This window comes from Clavibacter michiganensis subsp. insidiosus (genome assembly GCF_002240565.1).
Taxonomy (GTDB): Bacteria; Actinomycetota; Actinomycetes; order Actinomycetales; family Microbacteriaceae; genus Clavibacter; species Clavibacter insidiosus.
On record NZ_MZMO01000001.1, the window covers coordinates 1356013 to 1376473 of the forward strand.

Sequence of the window (20461 nt, forward strand, 5' to 3'; positions counted from 1 at the left end):
CGCCGACGCCGCCGGGCGCGGCGCCCGCGGTCAGTCGGCGGCCCCGCGGCTCGATAGGATTGACTCCGGAATTCCAAGGGGTGTGCAGGTGACCGGTACGGAGCTGGATCGCGAGCGGGCGTACGTCACCCGCCTCTACGGGCGACTCGACGCGGTGCGGGCGGAGACCCGGGATCAGCTGACCGCGGTGCGCGACAGCCCCACCGGCGGCACGCACCAGAACCGGTCCGAGCGCGACGCGTTCGCTCGCATCTACGAGGACCGCCTGCAGGCGCTCCGCGAGGTCGACGAGCGCCTCGTCTTCGGGCGACTCGAGTTCGAGGACGGCCACCTGCCGGAGGACGAGCCGCGCGACGGCGCCCCCCTGCGCGCCGCCGGCGACGGCGATCCCGTCTACCGGTACATCGGCCGCATCGGCCTCCGCGACGACGACCTCCAGCCGCTGCTCCTCGACTGGCGCGTGCCGCAGGCGAGCGCGTTCTACCAGGCCACCGCCGCCACCCCGCTCGGCGCCCGAGCCCGCCGCCACCTCACCACGCACGGCCGCGAGGTCGTGCACGTCGAGGACGAGGTCTTCGACCCGACGCTCCTCGACGAGGGCCGCACGAGCCTCCAGGGCGAGGGCGCGCTGCTCGCCGCGCTCGCCGCGGGGCGCACCGGCCGGATGAACGACATCGTCGCCACCATCCAGGCCGAGCAGGACCGCATCATCCGCTCCGACCTCCGCGGCGTGCTCGTCGTGCAGGGCGGGCCGGGCACCGGCAAGACCGCGGTCGCCCTGCACCGCGCGGCGTACCTCCTCTACTCGCACCGCGACCGGCTCGCGTCCTCGGGCGTGCTCGTCGTGGGGCCGAGCCGCTCGTTCCTCCAGTACATCGAGGCTGTGCTGCCGTCCCTCGGCGAGACGGGCGTCGTGCTCGCGAGCGTCGGACAGCTGTACCCGGGGATCGACGCGGCCGGCGAGGATGCGCCGGAGGTCGCGGCCGTGAAGGGATCCGCCGAGATGGCTGGCCTCCTGCAGCGCGCCGTCCGCTCGCGCCAGGTCGTGCCGACCGAGGCCGTCACGCTCGACGTCAACGGCGAGCGCATCGTGCTCGAGCCGTCGCTCGTCGCGGGCGCGCTCCGCCGCGCGCAGGACAGCAGGAAGCCGCACAACGAGGCCCGCGTCGTCTTCAACAAGGCCGCGCTCGGATCCCTCGCGCAGCTCCTCGCCTCGCAGATGCGCCGCAACGGCAGCGCCCTCGACGACAGCGACCTCGCGATGCTCCGCGAGGACCTCCGCACCTCCTACGACGTGAAGGTCGCGCTCAACACCGCGTGGCTGCCGCTCACCCCCGAGAAGCTGATCCAGGACCTCTACGCGCGCCCGAACTGGCTCGCCTCGCTCACCCCGCGCTGGAGCCCGGAGCGGCGCGCGCTCCTCCGCCGCGACCGCGACGCGCCCTTCACGATCGCCGACGTGCCGCTCCTCGACGAGGCGGCCGAGCTCCTCGGCGAGTTCAGCGCGCAGGCCGATGCGAGCGCCCGCGAGCGCGAGCAGCAGCGCCTCCGCGACATCGAGAACGCCGAGCAGGCCATCGAGAACATGGGCGTCGGCGGCATGGTCACGGCCGAGCGCCTCGCCGAGGGCTTCGCCGAGCAGGCCGCGCGCCGCACGACCGCGGAGCGCGCCGCATCCGACCGCACCTGGACCTACGGCCACATCGTGGTCGACGAGGCGCAGGAGCTCAGCCCGATGCAGTGGCGCGTGCTCCTGCGGCGCTGCCCGCTGCGCTCGTTCACCATCGTGGGCGACGTCGCGCAGGCGAGCTCCGCGGTCGGCGTCACGAGCTGGCAGGACGCGCTCGGCCCGGTGCTCGGCCGCGAGTGGCGCCTCGAGGAGCTCACCGTCAACTACCGCACGCCCGCCCGGATCGCCGAGGCCGCCGAGCGCATGGCCATCGCGCACGGCCTCCCGGTCACGCGCTCGCGGGCCGTCCGCGAGGGCGAGCACCCCATCGACACGGTCGATGTGGCGGCCGACGAGGTCGTGTCCGCCGTGGTGGACGTGGTGGACGAGGAGCGCGAGGGCGGCGACCAGGGCACGCTCGCGGTCATCGCGCGCGACGACCGCGTCGAGGAGTTGCACCTCGCGCTCGCCGAGCGGTTCGGATCCGCGGTCGGCATCGGCGTGGGCGGCCTCGGCCGGCCCATCGCCGTGCTCGGATCCCAGGAGGCCAAGGGCCTCGAGTTCGACGTCGTCGTCATCGCGGAGCCCGACGAGATCCTCGCGCACACGTCGCGCGGCGCCGCAGGCCTCTACGTCGCCATGACGCGGCCCACGCAGCGCCTGCACATCGTCACCTCGTCGGGCTTCTCCGCCTGATCCGCGGCACCGCCCGACGCCTCTCGGGCCAGCGCGCGGCGCTCGCGTGAACACTATGAAGACAAGTGGCATCGGGCCGCGCACGCGCGGATGATGGGCCGGTCATGACCCCTCCTCCCGCATCCCCCGGCCCCTCGTCCGCATCCGGCACCGGGACGGATCCCGGCCCCGGGGGGAGCGCCGCGGGACGAGGCGGATCCGGCGCCTGACGGGGTCGCGTCCGTAGCTGAGCCCGATGCGGATGCCGCAGACGCCGCGGCCGCCGCCCGCCGTGCCCGCCGCTCGCGCGCCGTCCAGGTCGTCGTCATCGTGGCGGTCGCGGTCGGCATCGCGCTCGTCCCGCCGCCCGCCGGGGTCGACCCGCGCGGCATGCACATGGCCGGGATCTTCGTGGGCACGGTCCTCGCGCTGATCCTCCAGCCGCTGCCGACCGCGCCCGTGGCGCTCACCGGCCTCGCGGTCGCGATGCTCACCGGCACGATGACCACGGACGGCGAGGCGCTCGTCGGCTTCGCGAACCCCACCATCTGGCTCATCGTCGCGTCGTTCTTCATCGCCGACGGCTTCCTCGTCACGGGCCTCGGCCGCCGCATCGCGCTCGCGTTCGTGTCGCGCCTCGGCGGATCCAGCCTCGGCCTCGCGTATGGCATGGCGCTCACCGACCTGGTGCTCGCCCCCGCGACGCCGTCGAATACCGCGCGTGCGGGCGGCGTCGTCTACCCGATCGTCGCGTCGCTCAGCCGGGTGCAGGGATCCACCCCCGACTCCGACGCCTCGCGACGCCGCCTCGGCTCCTACCTCGCGCTCACGAGCGTGCAGGTCAACACCGTCACCTCCGCCATGTTCGTCACGGCCATGGCCGGCAACCCGGTCGCGCAGAAGGCCGCGGCCGACCTCGGCATCGAGGTCACCTGGGGCGGCTGGGCGCTCGCCGCGCTCGTGCCCGGGCTCCTCAGCCTGGTCGTCGTGCCGTGGGCGATGTCGCGCGTGTACCCGCCGACCCTCACCCGCACTCCCGAGGCGCCCGCCCATGCGCGCGAGGAGCTGCGAGGGCTCGGGCCGCTGTCCGGCCACGAGCGGATCATGGCCGGGACCTTCGTGCTGCTGCTCGTGCTCTGGTGCGGCGGATCCCTGTTCGGCATCCCCGCGACCGCCGCGGCGTTCGGCGGCATCGCGGTGCTGCTGGTCACGGGCGTCCTCAAGTGGTCGCACCTCGCCGCGAACGCCTCGGCGTGGTCGACGCTCATCTTCTTCGCGGTGCTCGTCGGCATGGCCGACCAGCTCGACGCGCTCGGCGTCATCGACCTCGTGGGCGGCGCCGTCTCCGGATCGGTCGGCGGCCTGCCCTGGCCGTGGGCCTTCGCGGTGCTCGCGCTCGTGTACTTCTTCTCGCACTACCTGTTCGCGTCGAACACGGCCCACATCGTCGCGATGTACGCGGTCTTCCTCGGCGCCGCGGTCGCGACCGGCACGCCACCGCTGTTCGCCGCGCTCGTGCTCGGCTTCATCGGCAACCTCTTCGGCGGCATCTCGCACTACGCGTCGGGGCCGTCGGGCGTGGTCTTCGGATCCGGCTACGTCACGACCAGGGAGTGGTTCCGCGTCGGCTTCGTGATGGCCGTGGTGCTCATCGTGATCTGGGGCGTCGTCGGCACCGCGTGGATGGGCGTGCTCGGCCTCCTGGCCTGACGCTCACCGCTCCTGCGAGGAGCCGTGCAGTCGCCGGTACTGGCGGGGGCTCTGCGCGTGACGCAACGCGAACAGCCACGCGTCCTGGCCCACCTCGGGCATGCCCTCGCGGATGCGTCGAGGAGGCAGCAGGGCACGTGACCGTCCTCGGAAGAGGAACACCGCCCCCGCCGTCCCTGCCGTCAGGAGGCCGAGGGCGCTGCCCACGATCGCGTACCAGGGGTCCGTGGACATCCACGAGGAGAGGTTGAGGGTGGCCACGACCGTCCCGATCCCGGCGGAGAGACCGAGGACGACGGCCCGGACCTGGATGCGATGGAGCGCGAAGCTCCGCTCGGCCTCGACCACGAGCCGCCGCGCCTCCGCGACCTCGGCACGGGCGGTGACGAGGTCGTGCTGCGTCGGAGCGGACCTGGCGTGCTCAGCGGCGAGTCTCTCTGCCCCGCACGGAGAGGTGGTCGCTGGAGGAGGGGCGGAGATGGGCGCGCTCCGTCGTGGAGCGGGCACGTCGAGGGGGCTCGGCGTGTTCACGTAGAGGAGCTTGTGCAGAGCCGTGCGCACTTCGGTCGGCGTCCGAAAATCGCCATCGGCCACCCATGCGACGGCGGCATCCGTCGTCGTGTGGCCGACCGCGGTGACGACGGGTACGTCCGCCTCGGCGACGGCGTTGATGACCCGGACATCGTTGAGGACCACCCAGTCCCGCCACTTCCCGCCGCCCCGGAACAGGACGATCAGGTCAGTGTCCTCCTTGGACACCGAGGTGACTCTGTCCGCTATCGCCTGGCTGTCATTGAACGGGATGCCGAACCAACGTGGTTCCATCTTGTCGAGCCGCAAGCCGGACTTGATGTCAGACCGAGCGGTGTCGCTGAGCGGACCGATGAACGTGACCCGCAGCGACCCCGACGGCGACACGCTCCTGGGCAGCCCGGATGGCGGGGTCGTACGACGCTCCAACCGGTGCCGCGCCACCGCGCATGTGCGGGGATCGTTGGCGAGGCGGGCACGCTGCTCCCGGGGCGACAGCCGCCCCCTGCTCTCCTTCTTGGACGCTCGGGTCGCTCGGAGTGCAAGGAGGCAGTCCTGGTCGAGGACGTCGAATCTCCCCGTCAGCTCGACGACGTCGCCGACCCGAAGTCCCGTGATCGTCTCGGGGTTGCAGATCGTGGGGATGGACCTCGTGCGTCCGTCGAGCACGCCCGTCATGTCCACCAGCTCGAAGCGTGTGCGGGTCTTGCTGATTTCCGCGATCTCACCAGAGATCTTCACGGTCTCCCGTTCACTGAGGAGGAAGCTGCTGCTGAGCTGCGAGAAGGTGACGACCTCAGCCGCACCTCGTCCCGGCGTCTGAGGAGGAAATGCGGCCATGTCGGGGAGCCTGGCACCGGGTGAGCCGCACCCGCCGGTCTCGCGCACAGTCCGAGGGCAGGGAGATGGGCCGGCCCGATGACGGGCCGACCCTGCGGTCGTGGTCCCGGCGCCGAGACCCCTCTCCATGCGCCGTCCGTGCGACCGCTCTCCCCATGACATCCGGACCCGTGGTGCATCGCGTCTCTGGTGGTCCGGCGCATTGCAGTCTCTTCGGACCGGGCGCGCGATCGGATCGGCGGCCGAGGTGACGGCTCCCTGTACGCGCGGTCGCGTGCGCGGGCGTCAGCGCGCGGGCGTCAGCGCACCGGTGCCGGCCATCCCACGTCGTCGGAGGTGAGGAGCGGCATGTCGCCGCACCCGTCGAGCACGCGCGCCATCGCGTCGTGCTCGGCCCACGTCACGCTGAGCTCGGTGCGCACCTTGATCGACACCTGCCGCACCACGAGCGCGCACGCGTCCGCGGGATCCTCGGGCAGCCACGCGTCCGCCGTCGCGTCGGACTTCGCGGTGTTCTCGGCGGCGGACGCGGCGACCAGCTCCAGCGGGTCGTTCGCGAACGCCGCGCGGTAGTCCGCGTCCCAGCGCCACGCGCCGGCCGACCACGCGTCCGACAGCGACACGACGTGGTCGATCTGCACGGCCTCCGGATCCCGCGACCGGTCGAAGGACACGCGCGCCCCCGAGTACGGATCCTCCAGCACGCCCGCCTGCACGACGCAGCCCCGCGTGCCGCCGCGGATCTCCGCGTCGGCGAGGTCGCGCCGCAGCACGTCGTTGCGGGTGTCGCAGCCGTTGCGGTCGACGTCCGTGCGCCAGGCGAACGACTCGCGGTCGTAGCCGTCGACGCGATCCTCGGCCCGCACCTCGAGCCCGTCGAGGGCGAGGCGCGCGGATCCGGTCGAGCCCGGCTCCGCGCCCAGCCCCGACGTGCCGCCGCCGGCCGCGCCCGACCCGGCCCCCGGATCCCCGCGCCACTGCACGAGGCTCGCGACGATGACGAGCACGAGCGCCGCCAGCGTCACGAGCACGGGCGTCTTCCTCCGCCGCCGCGTCACGGCGTCGGGTCCCGGGAGTCGTAGCGCTCGAACGACGGCAGCGCGCGGATGAGGATCCACACCACCACCGCGATCAGCAGCCCGCCCACGAGCGACGGCACCCACAGCGCCGCGAACAGCGTGACGATCCCGATGTACGCGTCGCCGAGCCGCGGCCCGCCCGTCACCACGACGATGAAGATGCCCTGCAGCCGCCCGCGCATGTTGTCGGGCACCGCGGTCTGCAGCATCGTGTTGCGGAAGATCGAGGAGACGTTGTCGGCCGCGCCTGTGAGGGCGAGCAGCACGGAGGCGGCGGCGATCCCGGGGATGCTGGCGTCCTCGATGCGCGACCCGATGCCGTGCAGCACGCCCGGCTGCGACGCGAGGAGCAGCACGACGCCGAAGCCCGCGGTGGAGAGGCCGTACGCGACGATGGCCCAGCGGATGGCCCGGCCGTGGCGCGTCACCCGGCCGACGGATCCGCTCAGCACGCTGCTCACGAGGCTCCCGACGGCGCCGGCCGCCGTGAGGATCCCGACCGTCACCGGCCCGCCGCCGAGCACGACCGCGCCCACGGCCGGGAACAGCACGCGCGGCTGCCCGAAGGTCATGGCGATGATGTCGACGATGAACGACATGCGGATGTTCGGCGCCGTCTTCAGGAACCCGAGCCCGTACCTGATGGATGCCAGCCCCGGCCGCTGCACCTCGCCCTCGGGCGCGATCCGCGGCAGCGCGAGCACGCCCGTGAACGCCGCGAGGAAGAGCACGGCGTCGACCGTGTACGTCCACTGGAAGCCGACCGACGCGACGAGCACGCCCGCGAGCGCCGGCCCGACCGTGACCATGACGCCGAGGCTGATCCCGCCCAGCGCGCTGGCCGCGGGCAGCAGGTGCGGCGGGAGGATGCGGGGGAGGATCGCCTGCCGGCTCGTCCCGATCACCGTCGCCGCGACCGCGTTGAGGATGCTCAGCGCGTAGAGCGACCCCACCGTCTCCGCGTGCGTCCACGCGAGCGCCGCCAGCACGATGGTCGACCCCCACGCCACGCACGACGCGATGAGCGCGACCTTCCGCCGGTCGAACGCATCCGCGAGCATGCCGCCGTAGAGCCCCGCGAGGATCATCGGCAGGAGCGACAGCACGCCCACGAGCGCGACCGATCCGGTGGATCCCGTCAGCTCGTACACGTGCAGCCCGATCGCCACGACCGTCATCTGGCTGCCGATGCCCGCGATGGCGTTGCCCGCCCAGAGCCGCGCGAACGCGGGGCTCTCCTTGAGCGGCGACAGGTCGACGAAGTGGCTGCCGCGCACCTGCCGCTCGTCGGGGATCGGGATGGGGGAGGTCTCGGGCGGGGTGCTCACGTGTCGCTGCGTCGTCTCTCTAGAGTGGATTTCCACGCTAGCCGAGTCCGCCGACGCCGGCCGCTCGCGCGGCCGTCCGCCCGCGGGAGCGTCCCGCCCCTCCTGCTATGCTCGTGCGGTTGCCGTCTGAACGGCCGCGGATCAAGAGAGCTCGCACATCCTGTGACGGGCGCCGCGCAACGAACACGAGAGGGGATCATCACATGGCTCTGGAAGCAGACGTCAAGAAGGCGATCATCGACGAGTACGCGACCCACCCCGGTGACACCGGATCCCCCGAGGTGCAGATCGCGCTCCTCACCAAGCGGATCACGGGCCTCACCGAGCACCTCAAGGAGCACAAGCACGACCACCACACGCGTCGTGGCCTGCTCCTCCTGGTCGGCCAGCGTCGCCGTCTCCTCGGCTACCTGTCCAACGTCGACATCGAGCGCTACCGCGCCCTGATCGCGCGCCTGGGCCTCCGCCGCTGACACGCATCACGCGTCGCTGATCGCACAGCTTGCGAAGCAGACGGGCCGCCACCCTCCGGGGTGGCGGCTCGTCCGTCGTTAAGGGGTGCGTCATCCGCCCGACACCCGGCAATGCCCGCCATCCCGGGCCCGCGAGGGGCCGGGTGCTACCATGGCCGAAGTGATCCAGCGGACGCCCAGCGTCACGATGCGATCACGACAGATGGAGCTGGCTGGCAGGAGCTGGTCGTTGGTGGTGGTATTCCGAGTCGCTCGGAGCATTCCCACTGATGGCCAGACATGCGCCCGCCGCCGTCGGCCACCGGCCGACGCGCGGAACCAGCCGCGCACGTGCACCCCGGATCCGCATCAGGCGGACGCCGCGGTGTCGCCTCGCCCGCTCCTCCTCTGTCGTAGGAGGTCCGCATCCACACGGGATGCAGGACGAACGCCCGACGGGCGTCGCCGAGAGGCGCAACACGAAGGAGAGAGACCTCAATGGAAGGTCCAGAGATCAAGTTCGCCGAGGCAGTCCTCGACAACGGCAAGTACGGAACGCGCACGGTCCGGTTCGAGGCCGGCCGCCTCGCGCAGCAGGCGCAGGGCGCGGTCGCCGCGTACCTCGACGAGGACACGATGCTGCTGTCCGCCACCTCGGTGGGCAAGCACCCGAAGGACAACTTCGACTTCTTCCCCCTGACCATCGACGTCGAGGAGCGCAGCTACGCCGCGGGCAAGATCCCCGGCTCGTTCTTCCGCCGCGAGGGCCGCCCCTCCACCGAGGCGATCCTCGTCTGCCGCCTCATCGACCGGCCGCTGCGCCCGTCGTTCATCACGGGCCTCCGCAACGAGGTCCAGGTCGTCATCACCGTCCTCAGCATCGCGCCGGACGAGTTCTACGACAGCCTCGCCATCAACGCGGCGAGCGCCTCGAGCATGCTCTCGGGCATCCCGTTCTCCGGCCCCATCGCGGGTGTGCGCCTCGCGCTCATCGGCGACCAGTGGGTCGTCTTCCCGAAGCATTCGCAGCTCAAGGAGGCCGTCTTCGACATCACCGTCGCCGGCCGCGTCGTCACCGACGCCCAGGGCAACGAGGACGTCGCCATCATGATGGTCGAGGCCGAGGCCACCGAGGGTGCCTGGGACCTCATCCAGGGCGGCGCCACGAAGCCCGACGAGGCCATCGTCGCGCAGGGCCTCGAGGCCGCGAAGCCGTTCATCCAGCAGCTCGTCGCCGCGCAGGCCTCGCTCGCGCAGCAGGCCGCGAAGCCCACGGTCGACTACCCCGTCTTCCTGCCGTACGCGCAGGAGACCTACGACGCCGTCAGCGCGCTCGCCCTCGACGAGCTGGGCACCGTGTACCAGATCGCCGACAAGATCGAGCGCCAGGACGCGGACGACGCCCTCAAGACCCGCACCAAGGAGGCCGTGGCCGTCAAGGTCGAGGCCGGCGAGCTGCCGCAGTCGGCGCTCACCGAGTTCTCCGCGGCGTACAAGTCCGTCACGAAGACGGTCGTCCGCGGCCGGATCCTCCGCGACGGCATCCGCATGGACGGCCGCGGCCTCGCCGACATCCGCCCGCTCGACGCCGAGGTGCAGGTCATCCCGCGCGTCCACGGGTCGGCCATCTTCCAGCGCGGCGAGACCCAGATCCTGGGCGTCACCACGCTGAACATGCTCAAGATGGAGCAGCAGATCGACTCGCTGAGCCCCATCACGAAGAAGCGCTACCTGCACCACTACAACTTCCCGCCCTACTCCACCGGTGAGACCGGTCGCGTCGGGTCGCCGAAGCGTCGCGAGATCGGGCACGGCTTCCTCGCCGAGCGCGCCCTCGTGCCGGTGCTGCCGAGCCGCGAGGACTTCCCCTACGCGATCCGCCAGGTGTCCGAGGCCCTCGGGTCCAACGGATCCACGTCGATGGGCTCGGTCTGCGCCTCGACCCTGTCGCTGCTGAACGCGGGCGTGCCGCTGCGCGCGCCCGTCGCCGGCATCGCCATGGGCCTCGTGTCCGACACCGTCGACGGCCAGGTCCGCTACGCGGCCCTCACCGACATCCTCGGTGCGGAGGACGCGCTCGGCGACATGGACTTCAAGGTCGCGGGCACATCCGAGTTCGTCACGGCCATCCAGCTGGACACGAAGCTCGACGGCATCCCCACGTCGGTCCTCGACGGCGCGCTCAAGCAGGCGAAGGAGGCCCGCACGGCCATCCTCGGCGTGCTGAACCAGGCCATCGACGCCCCCGACGAGATGGCCCCGACCGCGCCCCGCGTGATCTCGGTCAACATCCCCGTCGACAAGATCGGCGAGCTGATCGGCCCGAAGGGCAAGACGATCAACGCCATCCAGGACGAGACCGGCGCCGACATCTCCATCGAGGAGGACGGCACCGTCTACATCGGCGCCGTCGACGGCCCGTCGGCGGAGGCCGCGCGTGCGCAGGTCAACGCCATCGCGAACCCGACGAACCCGGAGGTCGGCGAGTCCTTCCTCGGCACCGTCGTGAAGATCGCGACGTTCGGCGCCTTCGTCTCGCTGCTCCCCGGCAAGGACGGCCTGCTGCACATCAGCGAGGTCCGCAAGCTCGCCGGCGGCAAGCGCGTCGAGAACGTCGAGGACGTGCTCGGCGTGGGCCAGAAGATCCTGGTGGAGATCACCAAGATCGACGACCGCGGCAAGCTCTCGCTCGCTCCCGTGCTGGAGGAGGCCGCCGATCAGGAGGGCCGCGACGCCGCCAACCACGGCTCCGAGCTCCCCGCGGAGGGCTAGGCCCGACGCACCCCGCACGACACGGATGCCCGTCCCACCTCGGTGGGGCGGGCATCCGTCGTGTGCGGGCTACTTGCCGTCGTTCGGATCCGTCGGGTACGGCACGTCCTGCGCGGGCGGGGCCGAGAGGGACGGGGCCGGGGTCGGATCCGCGGGCGGGCTCGGCGCGGGCGTCGTCGCGGGCTCGTTCGCCGGGGTCGGGGCAGGGGACGGGGACGACGGCGACGGCGACGGCGTGACGTCGGGCGTCGTGCCGGGCTCGCCGGTCGCCGGGATGGGCGTCACCTGCTCGTCGTCGCCCTGCGACAGCACGATCGCGGCGACGACCCCGGCCACCACGAGCACGGCCGCGACCACCAGGAGGACCAGCGCGAGGCGCTTCCGCCGCGGCCGGGTGCGGGCGTCGTCGCCCTCGCCCGCCGCCGATCGGTCGCGTTCGTCGGTCACGTCGTCGCCGCGATCCGCTGGCTCAGTTCCCGACGTTGATCGCGGTGCCCATGAGCTGGGCGCGCCCGATCACGTGGGGGAGCATCAGGAAGCCGAGCATCGCGGGGGTCGCGCCCTCCGGGATGTCCAGCGACTCCACGTCGAGCGCGGTGACGGTGAAGTAGTAGCGGTGCGTGCCGTGGCCCGCCGGGGGCGTCGCCCCGAAGAAGCCCGTCGCTCGCGCGTCGTTGTGCAGGGTCACGGCGTCGTCCGGGAGGAGGCCGGCGTCCGGGTCGCCCGCACCGGCCGGCAGCGCCGTGGTGGACGCGGGGATCCCGCGAACCGCCCAGTGCCAGAAGCCGCTGCCGGTGGGGGCGTCGGGGTCGTACGCGGTGAGCACGTAGCTGCGGGTCATGGCGGGCGCGCCCGTCCAGTTGAGGGCGGGGGAGCGGTCCTCACCACCCTGCGCGGCACCGCGTGCCGACTGGGGCAGCGGTGCCCCGTCGGCGAAGTCGGGGCTGGTGAGGTGGAAGGGGGCGGCATCCGGCAGGCGGTGCAGCGGGTCGTTGGGCACGGGGGTTCCTCTCGGTGGTGCTGACCTCCCCAGCCTCGCACGGTGGACGGGGATGCGGCCGGGAAGCATCCCCCTCCCGACGCCGGTCCGTGCCCGATCCGCGACCGGTCACGGGCGCCGGGGCCCCCGAAGAGGGGCTGGGTCCGGACGCGGATGGCTGGTTAGCGTTGTCGGTGCGGACAGGTCCACGCGACCGCCCGCCTCCGGGGGACGCATCGGGGGATGCAGACCGCCGAGGGGTGCCGGGGTCGGGGGATCCACGGCACCCCTTCCGGCGTCATCGCGGCTCCGTCACCCGCCCGCGGCCGGTCGCCGAGAGGCCGATATCCCGGGGGCGAACGACGGCGCGCGCAGTCCCTTGGTACGCAAACCTTTCGCCTGCTGGGCGGTAGCCTCGGGGATGTGACGACGTCCTCTCCCTCCGCCTCCGACGTCGCCCCCGGGCCGCAGCCCCGGCGCCGTCGCGCGGGCTCGCTCGTCCCTCGTCGTCCGCGGCCGAGCGACACGACGTCCCTGCCCGGCACGCTCGTCAAGACCACCGTCCAGGCTGCCGGCGCCCTCGTCCTGGGGGTGTCCGCGGCGGAGCCCGGCCTGCGCACCGGCGGGACCGTCCCGCAGCCGGCACGTCGGCGCGCCATCGGCGACACCGACCTCCGCGTCTTCCCGCTCGCGCTCGGCGGCAACGTCTTCGGCTGGACGGCCGGCCCGGAGGACACCTCCGCGATCCTCGACCGGTACCAGGAGGCGGGCGGCAACTTCATCGACACCGCCGACTCGTACGCGAGCGGCCGCAGCGAGCACATGATCGGCTCGTGGATGCGCGAGCGCCGCAACCGCGACTCCATGGTCGTCGCCACCAAGATCGGCAAGAGCGAGGACTTCCCCGGCCTCGGCGGATCCCGCATCGAGCGCGCCGTCGAGGCGAGCCTGTCGCGGCTCGGCACCGACTTCCTCGACCTCCTCTACTTCCACTGGGACGACCTCGACGTGCCGCTCGAGGAGAGCCTCGCCGCCGCGGGTCGCCTGATCGCGTCGGGCAAGGTCCGGCACCTGGCGGCGTCGAACTACGCCGCCGAGCGGCTGCTGCACGCGCGGATCATGGGCGGGCTGTACGACGCCCCGCGCTTCGTCGCCCTGCAGACGCACTACAACCTCGTGAACCGCGCGCCCTACGAGTCGGAGTACCTCGACGTCGTCCGCGGCCAGCAGCTCGCGGTGATGCCCTACTTCGCCCTCGCGAACGGGTTCCTGACGGGCAAGTACCGCACCCGCGACGCGGTGCGCGAGGGCGCCCGTGGGGCCCGGGCCGCCCGGTACCTCACTCGGCGGGGCCTCCGCGTGCTCACCGCCCTCGACGAGATCGCCGACCACCACTCGACGAGCGTCGCGACGATCGCGCTGGCATGGCTCCTCGCCAAGCCCGGCATCGTCGCGCCCGTCGCGAGCGCGAGCCGCCCGGAGCAGGTCCACGACCTGGTGCAGGCGGCCCACGTGCAGCTCTCGCGCCACGACGTGGCCCGGCTCGACCGCGCGTCCGAGTAGTCGTCCCCCCCCCCGGTGTCGTGCCCGTGATCGCTCCCCGTCATGTGGAGTCCGTCGGTGGCGCTCGCGTCCGCGCCGCTACCTTTCCGGGACCCGCGATGTCGGGCGCCTGCGCGCCGCCTTCCGCGCGGGTGATCCGTACGGCCCGGGGGAGACGACCTTGCACGAGCGACCACGCGTTCCGCTGCGACGACGAGGGGGAGCGGCGGCTGCGTCGCTGGCCGTGCTCGTCCCGTGCCTGCTGCTCACTGGATGCGGTGCCGCGCCTGCTCCGGAACCAACACCCGCTCCGGCCCCGTCGCTGACCCAGGAGCAGCAGGACGACGAGGCGTTCCACGATGTCCTGACTCGATACGTGGACCTCGACGCGAACACCGACACTGAGGACAATCTCGCACAGCTGCTTACGGGAAGCGTCTTGGCCGGCGAGAAGGCGGGCTTGGCAGACGAACGACAAAAGGGTGTCCGTACAAGTGGCAAGGACGTCATGTCCGGCTTTCAGGTTACGGACCGTGGACTCGATCCCGCTGGCGCGGAGTACATGACCGCGCAGGTGTGTCTCGATGTGAGTGGCAGTCGACTCATCGACTCGACGGGCGCGGACATCACACCGGTTCGCGATCCGCGCCTGTCGCTCCAGGTCAAGGCGATCCGATCCCAGGACGCGCTCTGGCGCATCAGCGACATCGTGCGAAACGAGGACGTGCACGCATGCGGATGAGGACAGCATCGACTTCGTCGGTGTCGGCCCTGTTGGTGGTCGTACTAGTTGTCGTGCCAGTGTCGATGGCTCGAGCCGCCGACTCTGGCTGCTTGGTCACGCACGGGCAAACCGGGGCATGCGCATCGGGAGGGATCGGTGCAGGGGCGGTCGCAGTGCAGGCTCAAGAACGGTTGGACGGCAGTAGCGTACCTGTGGCCGATATCCCCGACGCGAGCGTTCAATCGGCTCCGCGTGATCTCGCGAGGCCGGCGTCTCCGCCTCCGGTGCCGCGTGGTCGGATGGCGGCGGATGTGGATGTGCCGTGCAGTCCGAGCGCGCGGCTTTCGGGTGGGGGTCTGTGTGCGGACGGGCGGCATGCGTTCTTGCCGCCGGCGAAGGCGCGGGTGAAGCCGGCGGATCCGGTGCCGGTGGTGGCGGCGGTGCCGGGGGTGTCGTTGGCGGATGTGGCGCAGTTCGTGCCGCGGGATGCGTCGATCCGGTCGCAGCCGAACGGGTGGGCGATCGTCGGGGCGCCGGTGAACCTGTTCACGGATGCGACCGCGCAGGTGGTCGACGGGGTGTTGCTGGGTCGGCCGGCGCAGGTGCGGTTCGTGCCGGTGTCGTTCACGTGGGATCACGGTGACGGCACGAGCACCACCGTTCAGGGGCCGGGCGCCTCGTGGCGGGAGTTGGGGCAGCAGGACTTCACGTCGACGGACACGAGCCACGTGTACGCCTCCATCGGCGATCGGCAAGTCGCTCTGACGATCGCGTACTCGCCCAGCTACCGGTTCGACGGGGGTGCGTGGGTGCAGATCCCGGGCACGCTGCCGGTGCAGGTGGGGCCGGTGACGATCCACGTCCTCCAGGGGTCGACGGTCCTGGTCGGGGGTGCGTGCGGTTCGCGGGATGCCGGACCCGGATGCCCATGAGCGCCCCGCCGCGGGCCGTCGGCCCTCGGGTCGCCGCAGGGCCCGTGGCGTAGGGTGACGCTGATGTCCCGCGCCGTAGAACTCCCCCTCGACCTCCCCGAGCTCACCGTGCAGTCGGAGGGCGCCCGCGTCCGACGCTCGGTACTCGCGTCGGGCGTGCGCATCCTCAGCGAGGACGTGCCCGGCAGCCGCAGCGCCACCATCGGCATGTGGGTCGCGGTCGGCTCGCGCGACGAGCAGCCGGGCGACCTGGGATCCACGCACTTCCTGGAGCACCTCCTCTTCAAGGGCACCCCGTCGCGCACCGCGCTCGACATCGCCGTGTCCTTCGACGCGGTCGGCGGCGAGCACAATGCCGTCACCGCCAAGGAGTACACCTGCTACTACGCCAAGGTGCGGGATCGCGACCTGGGCATGGCCGTCGACGTGCTCGCCGACATGGTCACCTCCAGCCTCATCGACGCCGAGGAGTTCGAGACCGAGCGCGGGGTCATCCTCGAGGAGCTCGCCATGGCGGACGACGACCCGGGGGACGTCGTCAGCGAGCGCTTCTTCGAGGCCGTGCTGGGGGATCACCCGCTCGGCCGTCCCATCGGCGGCAGCCCCGCGGACATCGAGGCCGCGGGGCGCGACGCCGTCGTCGCCCACTACCGCCGCAACTACCGTCCGCAGGACCTGGTCGTCACGGCAGCGGGCTCCGTGGATCACGACGCCCTCGTCGCGCGGGTCACCGCCGGGCTCGAGCGCGCCGGCTGGGACCTCTCCGTCACGGCGGCCCCGGTCGCGCGTCGCACAGGCGCCACCCCGCTCATCACGCGCGGCAGCGATCTCGTCGTCGTCGACCGCCCCATCGAGCAGACCAACATCCTTCTCGGCGTGCCCGGCCTCGCGGCATCCGACGACCGCCGTCCCGCCCTCGCGATGCTCAACTCGGTGCTCGGCGGCGGCATGTCCTCGCGCCTGTTCCAGGAGGTGCGCGAGAAGCGCGGCCTCGCGTACTCCGTCTACTCGTTCGGCGCCTCCTACTCGGACGCGGGCGTGTTCGGCCTCTACGCCGGATGCACGGCCGCGAAGACCGCCCAGGTCTCGCGCCTCATGGTCGAGGAGTTCCGGAAGCTCGCCGAGGAGCACGTGACCGAGGAGGAGCTGTCGCGCGCGTTCGGTCAGCTCTCCGGCCAGTCCGCCCTCGCGCTCGAGGACTCGGACACGCGCATGTCGCGCCTCGGGCGGTCGGAGATCACGACGGGCGAGTACGTCGACCTCGACGAGACGCTCTCCCGCCTCTCCCGTGTCACCGCCGACGACGTCCGCGCCCTCGCGGCCGACCTGATCTCCCGACCGCTCTCGATCGCCGCCGTGGGGACCGTCGGCGCCGACGCGTTCGCCCCGCTGCTCGAGACCCCCGTGCTCCTGTAGGAGGAACCGTGTCCCACTACATCTACCTCGTGCGCCACGGCGAGCAGCAGGACGCCGAGCACGGACTGCCGGACGGGCCGCTGTCGGGCCGCGGCAAGCGCCAGGCGCACTGCATCGCCGACCGGTTGAGCGGCGTCCCGTTCACGTCGGTGCGCCATTCGCCGCTCGCGCGGGCCGAGGAGACGGCCGCGATCATGGCGGAGCGCATGCCGGCCATCGAGCCGGAGCCGTCGTCGCTGCTGTTCGACTGCATCCCGTCGGGTCCCACCCCGGACATGCCGCACGCGTTCGAGTCGTTCTTCGGCGGGATCACCGAGGAGGAGATCGACGCCGGCAGCGCCCAGATGGCCGACGCGGTGAGCGAGTTCCTGGCACCGGCGCGCGGCGACCGGCACGACCTGCTCATCACCCACAACTTCGTCATCGCCTGGTTCGTGCGGCACGTGTTCGACGCGCCCGAGTGGCGGTGGATGGGCATCAACCAGGCCAACTGCGGCCTCACCATCATCCGCGTCCGCTCCGCGAAGCCGCCCGTGCTCGTCGTGCACAACGACCTCGGCCACCTCCCGGTCGAGCTGCGCACCGGCCTCCCGGAGCAGCAGCCGTACTAGCCGCGCTGGCGCGCCCGCTGCCCAGCGTCGGCGTCATGCACGCCGGTACGCTGGGCGGATGACAACCACGGTCGCCGTCGTCGGCGCAACGGGACGCATGGGCCAGCTGATCTCGCAGATCGTCGAGGCGAGCGACGAGTTCGAGCTCGTCGCCAGCCTCGACTCCAAGGGCGAGCTGTCGGACATGCTCGGCGCGGACATCGCGGTCGACGTGACGCTCCCGGCGGTCAGCCAGGGCGTCGTCGAGTACGCGGTCGCGCACGGCATGAACGTCCTCGTGGGCACGAGCGGGTGGACGGGCGAGCGCATCACCGAGCTCGAGCGGCGGATCACCGGCAACCTCGCCGTGGGCGTCGTCATCATCCCCAACTTCTCCGTCGGCAGCGTCCTCGCGACCTCGTTCGCGCAGATGGCGGCCCGCTTCTACGACTCCATCGAGATCGTCGAGGCGCACGGCGCGACCAAGATCGACTCGCCCTCGGGGACGGCGGTGCGCACGGCCGAGCTCATGTCGCAGGCGCGCGGCACCCGCGGCCCGGTGCAGGCGCCGCACACGGACCAGCGGGCGCGGGGCCAGCAGGTGGCGAGCATCCCCGTGCACAGCCTCCGCATGCAGGGCGTCGTCGCCAAGCAGGACGTGGTCTTCGGCGGCAACGGCGAGGTCCTCACCATCAGCCACGACACTCTCGCGCCGAGCGCCTACGAGGCCGGGATACTGCTCGCCCTCCGCGCGGCCCGCACCGCCCGCGGCGTGGTCGTCGGGCTCGACCGCCTCATCGACCTCGACGGCTCGCGCGAGCGCGCCGCGCAGGCGGCAGCCACCGGTGCCGCGTCGGGACCCGTGGACGACGGCGGGCCGAGCGGCCAGGCCGCCACCGTCACGAGCGCCTGATGGGCACGCGCATCGGCGTCGCCGTCATGGCGGTGCTCATGGTGCTGTACCTGGCACTGGCCGGCCAGATCGCCGTCCTGCTCCTCATATCCGGCGAGCCCGTCGGCGTCGTGTTCGGGCTCGCGCTCCTGGTCCTCCCGCTGGTCGGCGTGTGGACGCTCGTGCGCGAGCTGTCCTTCGGGGTGCGGAGCGCGCGCCTGGTGCGGATCCTCGACGGGGAGGGCGGGCTGCCGGTCGCCGACCTGCCGACCCGGGCGAGCGGCCGTCCGCTCCGGGACGCGGCCGACGCCGCGTTCCCGGCCTACCAGGCCGAGGTCGAGCAGGATCCCGCCAGCTGGCGGGCGTGGTTCCGCCTCGGGCTCGCGTACGACGCGAGCGGGGACCGGCGCCGGGCGCGAGGGGCCATCCGCCGCGCCATCGCGCTGCATCGCGCCGAGCCCGCCGCCTAGGCGACCGGCCGCCGCACCGACCTTCCGGCGGGCCGCCGAGCTCAGCTCTTGGCGAGCAGCCGGTCGATGGCGAGCTCGACCGTGGGGTCGCGGAAGGCGAACCCGTCGGCGAGCAGCTTCTCGGGACGCGCGGGCTGGCTGGAGAGCAGCAGCTCCTGCCCGGCCTCCTGCAGCGCGAGGCGGATGAGGAACTCGGGCGCCGGCACCAGGTAGGGCCGGTGCAGGCGCCTCGCGAGGTGCCGCATCAGCCGGTCGGCCATCACGGGCTCGGGACCGGTGAGGTTCACGGGCCCGGAGACGGACGACGTCAGCAGGTGCACGATCGCGGCTGCCTCGTCACGCAGGGAGATCCACGGCCAGATCTGGCCGCCGGTCCCGAGCTTCCCGGCCAGCCCGAGGTTCGTGAGGAGGCGCAGCGGCGCGAGCGCACCGGCCTGCGCGAGCACCAGCCCGGTGCGCAGGGTCGCGACGCGCACGTCGGCGGAGGCCTGGAACGCCTCGGCCTCCCACGCCTCCACGACCTCGGCGAGGAAGCCCTGCCCGCGCGGCGAGTCCTCGGTGAGGCGCTCGGCGGGGCGGTCGCCGTAGAAGCCGACGGCGGATCCGTTCAGCAGCACCCGGGGCGGGTTCGACGCCGACGCGATCGCGCCGACGATCGTGCGCGTGGCGGTGACGCGCGACGCGCGGATCTCCTCCTGGTACTGCTTCGTCCAGGGCAGGCGACTGATGGAGGCGCCCGAGAGGTTGACGACGGCGTCGACGCCGTCCAGCACCGCGGGATCCAGTCGCCCCTCGGTCGGCTGCCACTCGTGCTCGTCGGGCGACGACGGCGCGTGGCGCACGAGCGTCTGCACGCGGTGCCCGGCGGCATGCAGCTGGGCCTGCAGCTCGGTTCCGATCGTGCCCCCGGCCCCCGAGATGAGGACGGTGAGCGGGGTGGCGGATGCGGTGCTGTCGGACATGGTCGAGCCCTTCGTCGGTGCCGCTCAGCCTAGGACGCGGCCCCGCACGCCGGCCGGGAGGAGCGCGGCGCGGTCGCCCGGCGGGGGTCGCGTACAGTGACCGTCGTGCCCCACGACGACATCGCCTTCCGATCCGACATGACCGTGGAGCTCGTCCGCTCGAGCGCTCACGACTCCGACGTGATCTTCGCCGCCCGCGTCTCCACCGCCGGCGAGAAGACCCTCGAGCGCGCGCTCGACGAGCCCGACGGCCAGGACCGCGCCCTCGAGGGCGACGTCGACACGGAGGCGGAGGAGAAGCGGGTCAAGCGCGACCGCGGCCTCATCAACTACCTCATGCGCGACCGCCACGGCTCGCCCTTCGAGCACAACTCGACGACCTTCTACGTGCAGGCGCCGATCTTCGTGTTCCGCGAGTTCATGCGCCACCGCATGGCCTCGTACAACGAGGAGTCGGGCCGCTACAAGGAGCTCGACGCGGTGTTCTACGTCCCCGGCCCCGAGCGCAACCTCGTGCAGGTCGGCAAGCCCGGCGCCTACGAGTTCCACGCGGGCACCCCCGAGCAGACCGCGCTCGTGCAGGAGGAGACCCGACGCACCTCCGCCGAGGCGTACGCCTCCTACCAGCGGATGCTCGAGCAGGGTGTCGCGCGCGAGGTCGCCCGCATCGTCCTCCCGCTCAACATCTACTCGTCGATGTACGTCACGCTCAACGCGCGTGCGCTGATGAACTTCCTGTCGCTCCGCACCAAGCACGAGGACTCGACGTTCCCGAGCTTCCCGCAGCGCGAGATCGAGATGTGCGCCGAGAAGATGGAGACCGAGTTCGAGCGGCTCATGCCGTTGACGCACGCGGCGTTCCAGAAGAACGGCCGCGTCGCCCCGTAGCGCACCGGGA

Annotated in this window: 18 protein-coding genes; 12 read left to right on the forward strand and 6 right to left on the reverse strand. The window is 72.3% G+C overall.

Annotated features, from left to right (window positions below):
- Positions 1-88: 88 nt before the first annotated feature.
- Both B5P21_RS06695 and B5P21_RS06700 read left to right on the forward strand, forming a co-directional pair.
- Positions 89-2365, forward strand: coding sequence for a HelD family protein (locus tag B5P21_RS06695; RefSeq protein ID WP_172457233.1), 2277 nt, complete (start codon positions 89-91; stop codon positions 2363-2365).
- 159 nt (positions 2366-2524) lie between these two features.
- Entirely contained in the window at positions 2525-4054 is a 1530-nt protein-coding gene (locus B5P21_RS06700) for a DASS family sodium-coupled anion symporter (protein ID WP_094170956.1), read from the forward strand.
- A 3-nt stretch (positions 4055-4057) separates the two neighbouring features.
- Here the strand turns inward: B5P21_RS06700 and B5P21_RS06705 are convergent, their stop codons facing one another.
- From B5P21_RS06705 to B5P21_RS06715, 3 genes are all read right to left on the reverse strand, one after another.
- Positions 4058-5425: an exodeoxyribonuclease VII large subunit gene (locus tag B5P21_RS06705; protein WP_045528509.1), complete on the reverse strand. Its 1368-nt coding sequence runs from the start codon at positions 5423-5425 to the stop codon at positions 4058-4060.
- Between the two features lie 299 nt (positions 5426-5724).
- The gene (locus tag B5P21_RS06710) at positions 5725-6456 is read right to left on the reverse strand and encodes an HNH endonuclease family protein (RefSeq protein WP_236688674.1); all 732 of its coding nucleotides are present in this window, start codon (positions 6454-6456) and stop codon (positions 5725-5727) included.
- A 23-nt stretch (positions 6457-6479) separates the two neighbouring features.
- A complete protein-coding gene (locus tag B5P21_RS06715) occupies positions 6480-7832 on the reverse strand; it encodes an MFS transporter (protein ID WP_246865255.1) in 1353 nt (450 codons plus the stop codon).
- Between the two features lie 203 nt (positions 7833-8035).
- Here B5P21_RS06715 and rpsO point away from each other — a divergent pair, with 203 nt between their 5' ends.
- Positions 8036-8305: a 30S ribosomal protein S15 gene (rpsO, locus tag B5P21_RS06720; RefSeq protein ID WP_045528506.1), complete on the forward strand. Its 270-nt coding sequence runs from the start codon at positions 8036-8038 to the stop codon at positions 8303-8305.
- Positions 8306-8782: 477 nt separating this feature from the next.
- Positions 8783-11056 carry a polyribonucleotide nucleotidyltransferase gene (locus tag B5P21_RS06725; protein WP_045528504.1) on the forward strand — a complete coding sequence of 758 codons (2274 nt, stop codon included), beginning with the start codon at positions 8783-8785 and terminating at the stop codon, positions 11054-11056.
- Positions 11057-11125: 69 nt separating this feature from the next.
- Here the strand turns inward: B5P21_RS06725 and B5P21_RS06730 are convergent, their stop codons facing one another.
- Both B5P21_RS06730 and B5P21_RS06735 read right to left on the reverse strand, forming a co-directional pair.
- A complete protein-coding gene (locus B5P21_RS06730) occupies positions 11126-11503 on the reverse strand; it encodes a hypothetical protein (protein ID WP_045528502.1) in 378 nt (125 codons plus the stop codon).
- A gap of 22 nt (positions 11504-11525) precedes the next feature.
- Complete coding sequence (locus B5P21_RS06735) at positions 11526-12056, reverse strand: YbhB/YbcL family Raf kinase inhibitor-like protein (RefSeq protein ID WP_045528500.1); 531 nt, start codon at positions 12054-12056, stop codon at positions 11526-11528.
- 402 nt (positions 12057-12458) lie between these two features.
- On the opposite strand from B5P21_RS06735, the gene B5P21_RS06740 reads away from it, so the two are divergent.
- The 7 genes from B5P21_RS06740 to B5P21_RS06770 all read left to right on the forward strand — a co-directional run bounded on the left by B5P21_RS06740 (position 12459) and on the right by B5P21_RS06770 (position 18601).
- Positions 12459-13598, forward strand: a complete 1140-nt coding sequence (locus B5P21_RS06740; RefSeq protein ID WP_094170957.1) for an aldo/keto reductase — start codon at positions 12459-12461, stop codon at positions 13596-13598.
- Between the two features lie 355 nt (positions 13599-13953).
- Entirely contained in the window at positions 13954-14319 is a 366-nt protein-coding gene (locus tag B5P21_RS06745; RefSeq protein ID WP_236688672.1) for a hypothetical protein, read from the forward strand.
- A gap of 386 nt (positions 14320-14705) precedes the next feature.
- Complete coding sequence (locus B5P21_RS17245) at positions 14706-15233, forward strand: hypothetical protein (protein WP_181390737.1); 528 nt, start codon at positions 14706-14708, stop codon at positions 15231-15233.
- Positions 15234-15296: 63 nt separating this feature from the next.
- Entirely contained in the window at positions 15297-16649 is a 1353-nt protein-coding gene (locus tag B5P21_RS06755) for a M16 family metallopeptidase (RefSeq protein ID WP_045528494.1), read from the forward strand.
- Between the two features lie 8 nt (positions 16650-16657).
- On the forward strand, positions 16658-17260 hold the full coding sequence (locus tag B5P21_RS06760; protein ID WP_045528492.1) for a histidine phosphatase family protein: 603 nt from the start codon (positions 16658-16660) through the stop codon (positions 17258-17260).
- Between the two features lie 58 nt (positions 17261-17318).
- Entirely contained in the window at positions 17319-18152 is an 834-nt protein-coding gene (gene dapB / locus B5P21_RS06765; protein ID WP_045528490.1) for a 4-hydroxy-tetrahydrodipicolinate reductase, read from the forward strand.
- Positions 18152-18601, forward strand: coding sequence for a hypothetical protein (locus B5P21_RS06770; RefSeq protein ID WP_045528489.1), 450 nt, complete (start codon positions 18152-18154; stop codon positions 18599-18601). Before dapB ends, B5P21_RS06770 begins: the two co-directional genes overlap by 1 nt.
- Positions 18602-18642: 41 nt before the next feature.
- Here the strand turns inward: B5P21_RS06770 and B5P21_RS06775 are convergent, their stop codons facing one another.
- Positions 18643-19563 (reverse strand): TIGR01777 family oxidoreductase, encoded by a 921-nt coding sequence (locus B5P21_RS06775; protein ID WP_045528487.1) that lies wholly within the window; start codon positions 19561-19563, stop codon positions 18643-18645.
- A gap of 96 nt (positions 19564-19659) precedes the next feature.
- Here B5P21_RS06775 and thyX point away from each other — a divergent pair, with 96 nt between their 5' ends.
- Positions 19660-20451 carry an FAD-dependent thymidylate synthase gene (gene thyX / locus B5P21_RS06780; RefSeq protein WP_045528485.1) on the forward strand — a complete coding sequence of 264 codons (792 nt, stop codon included), beginning with the start codon at positions 19660-19662 and terminating at the stop codon, positions 20449-20451.
- Positions 20452-20461 lie beyond the last annotated feature (10 nt).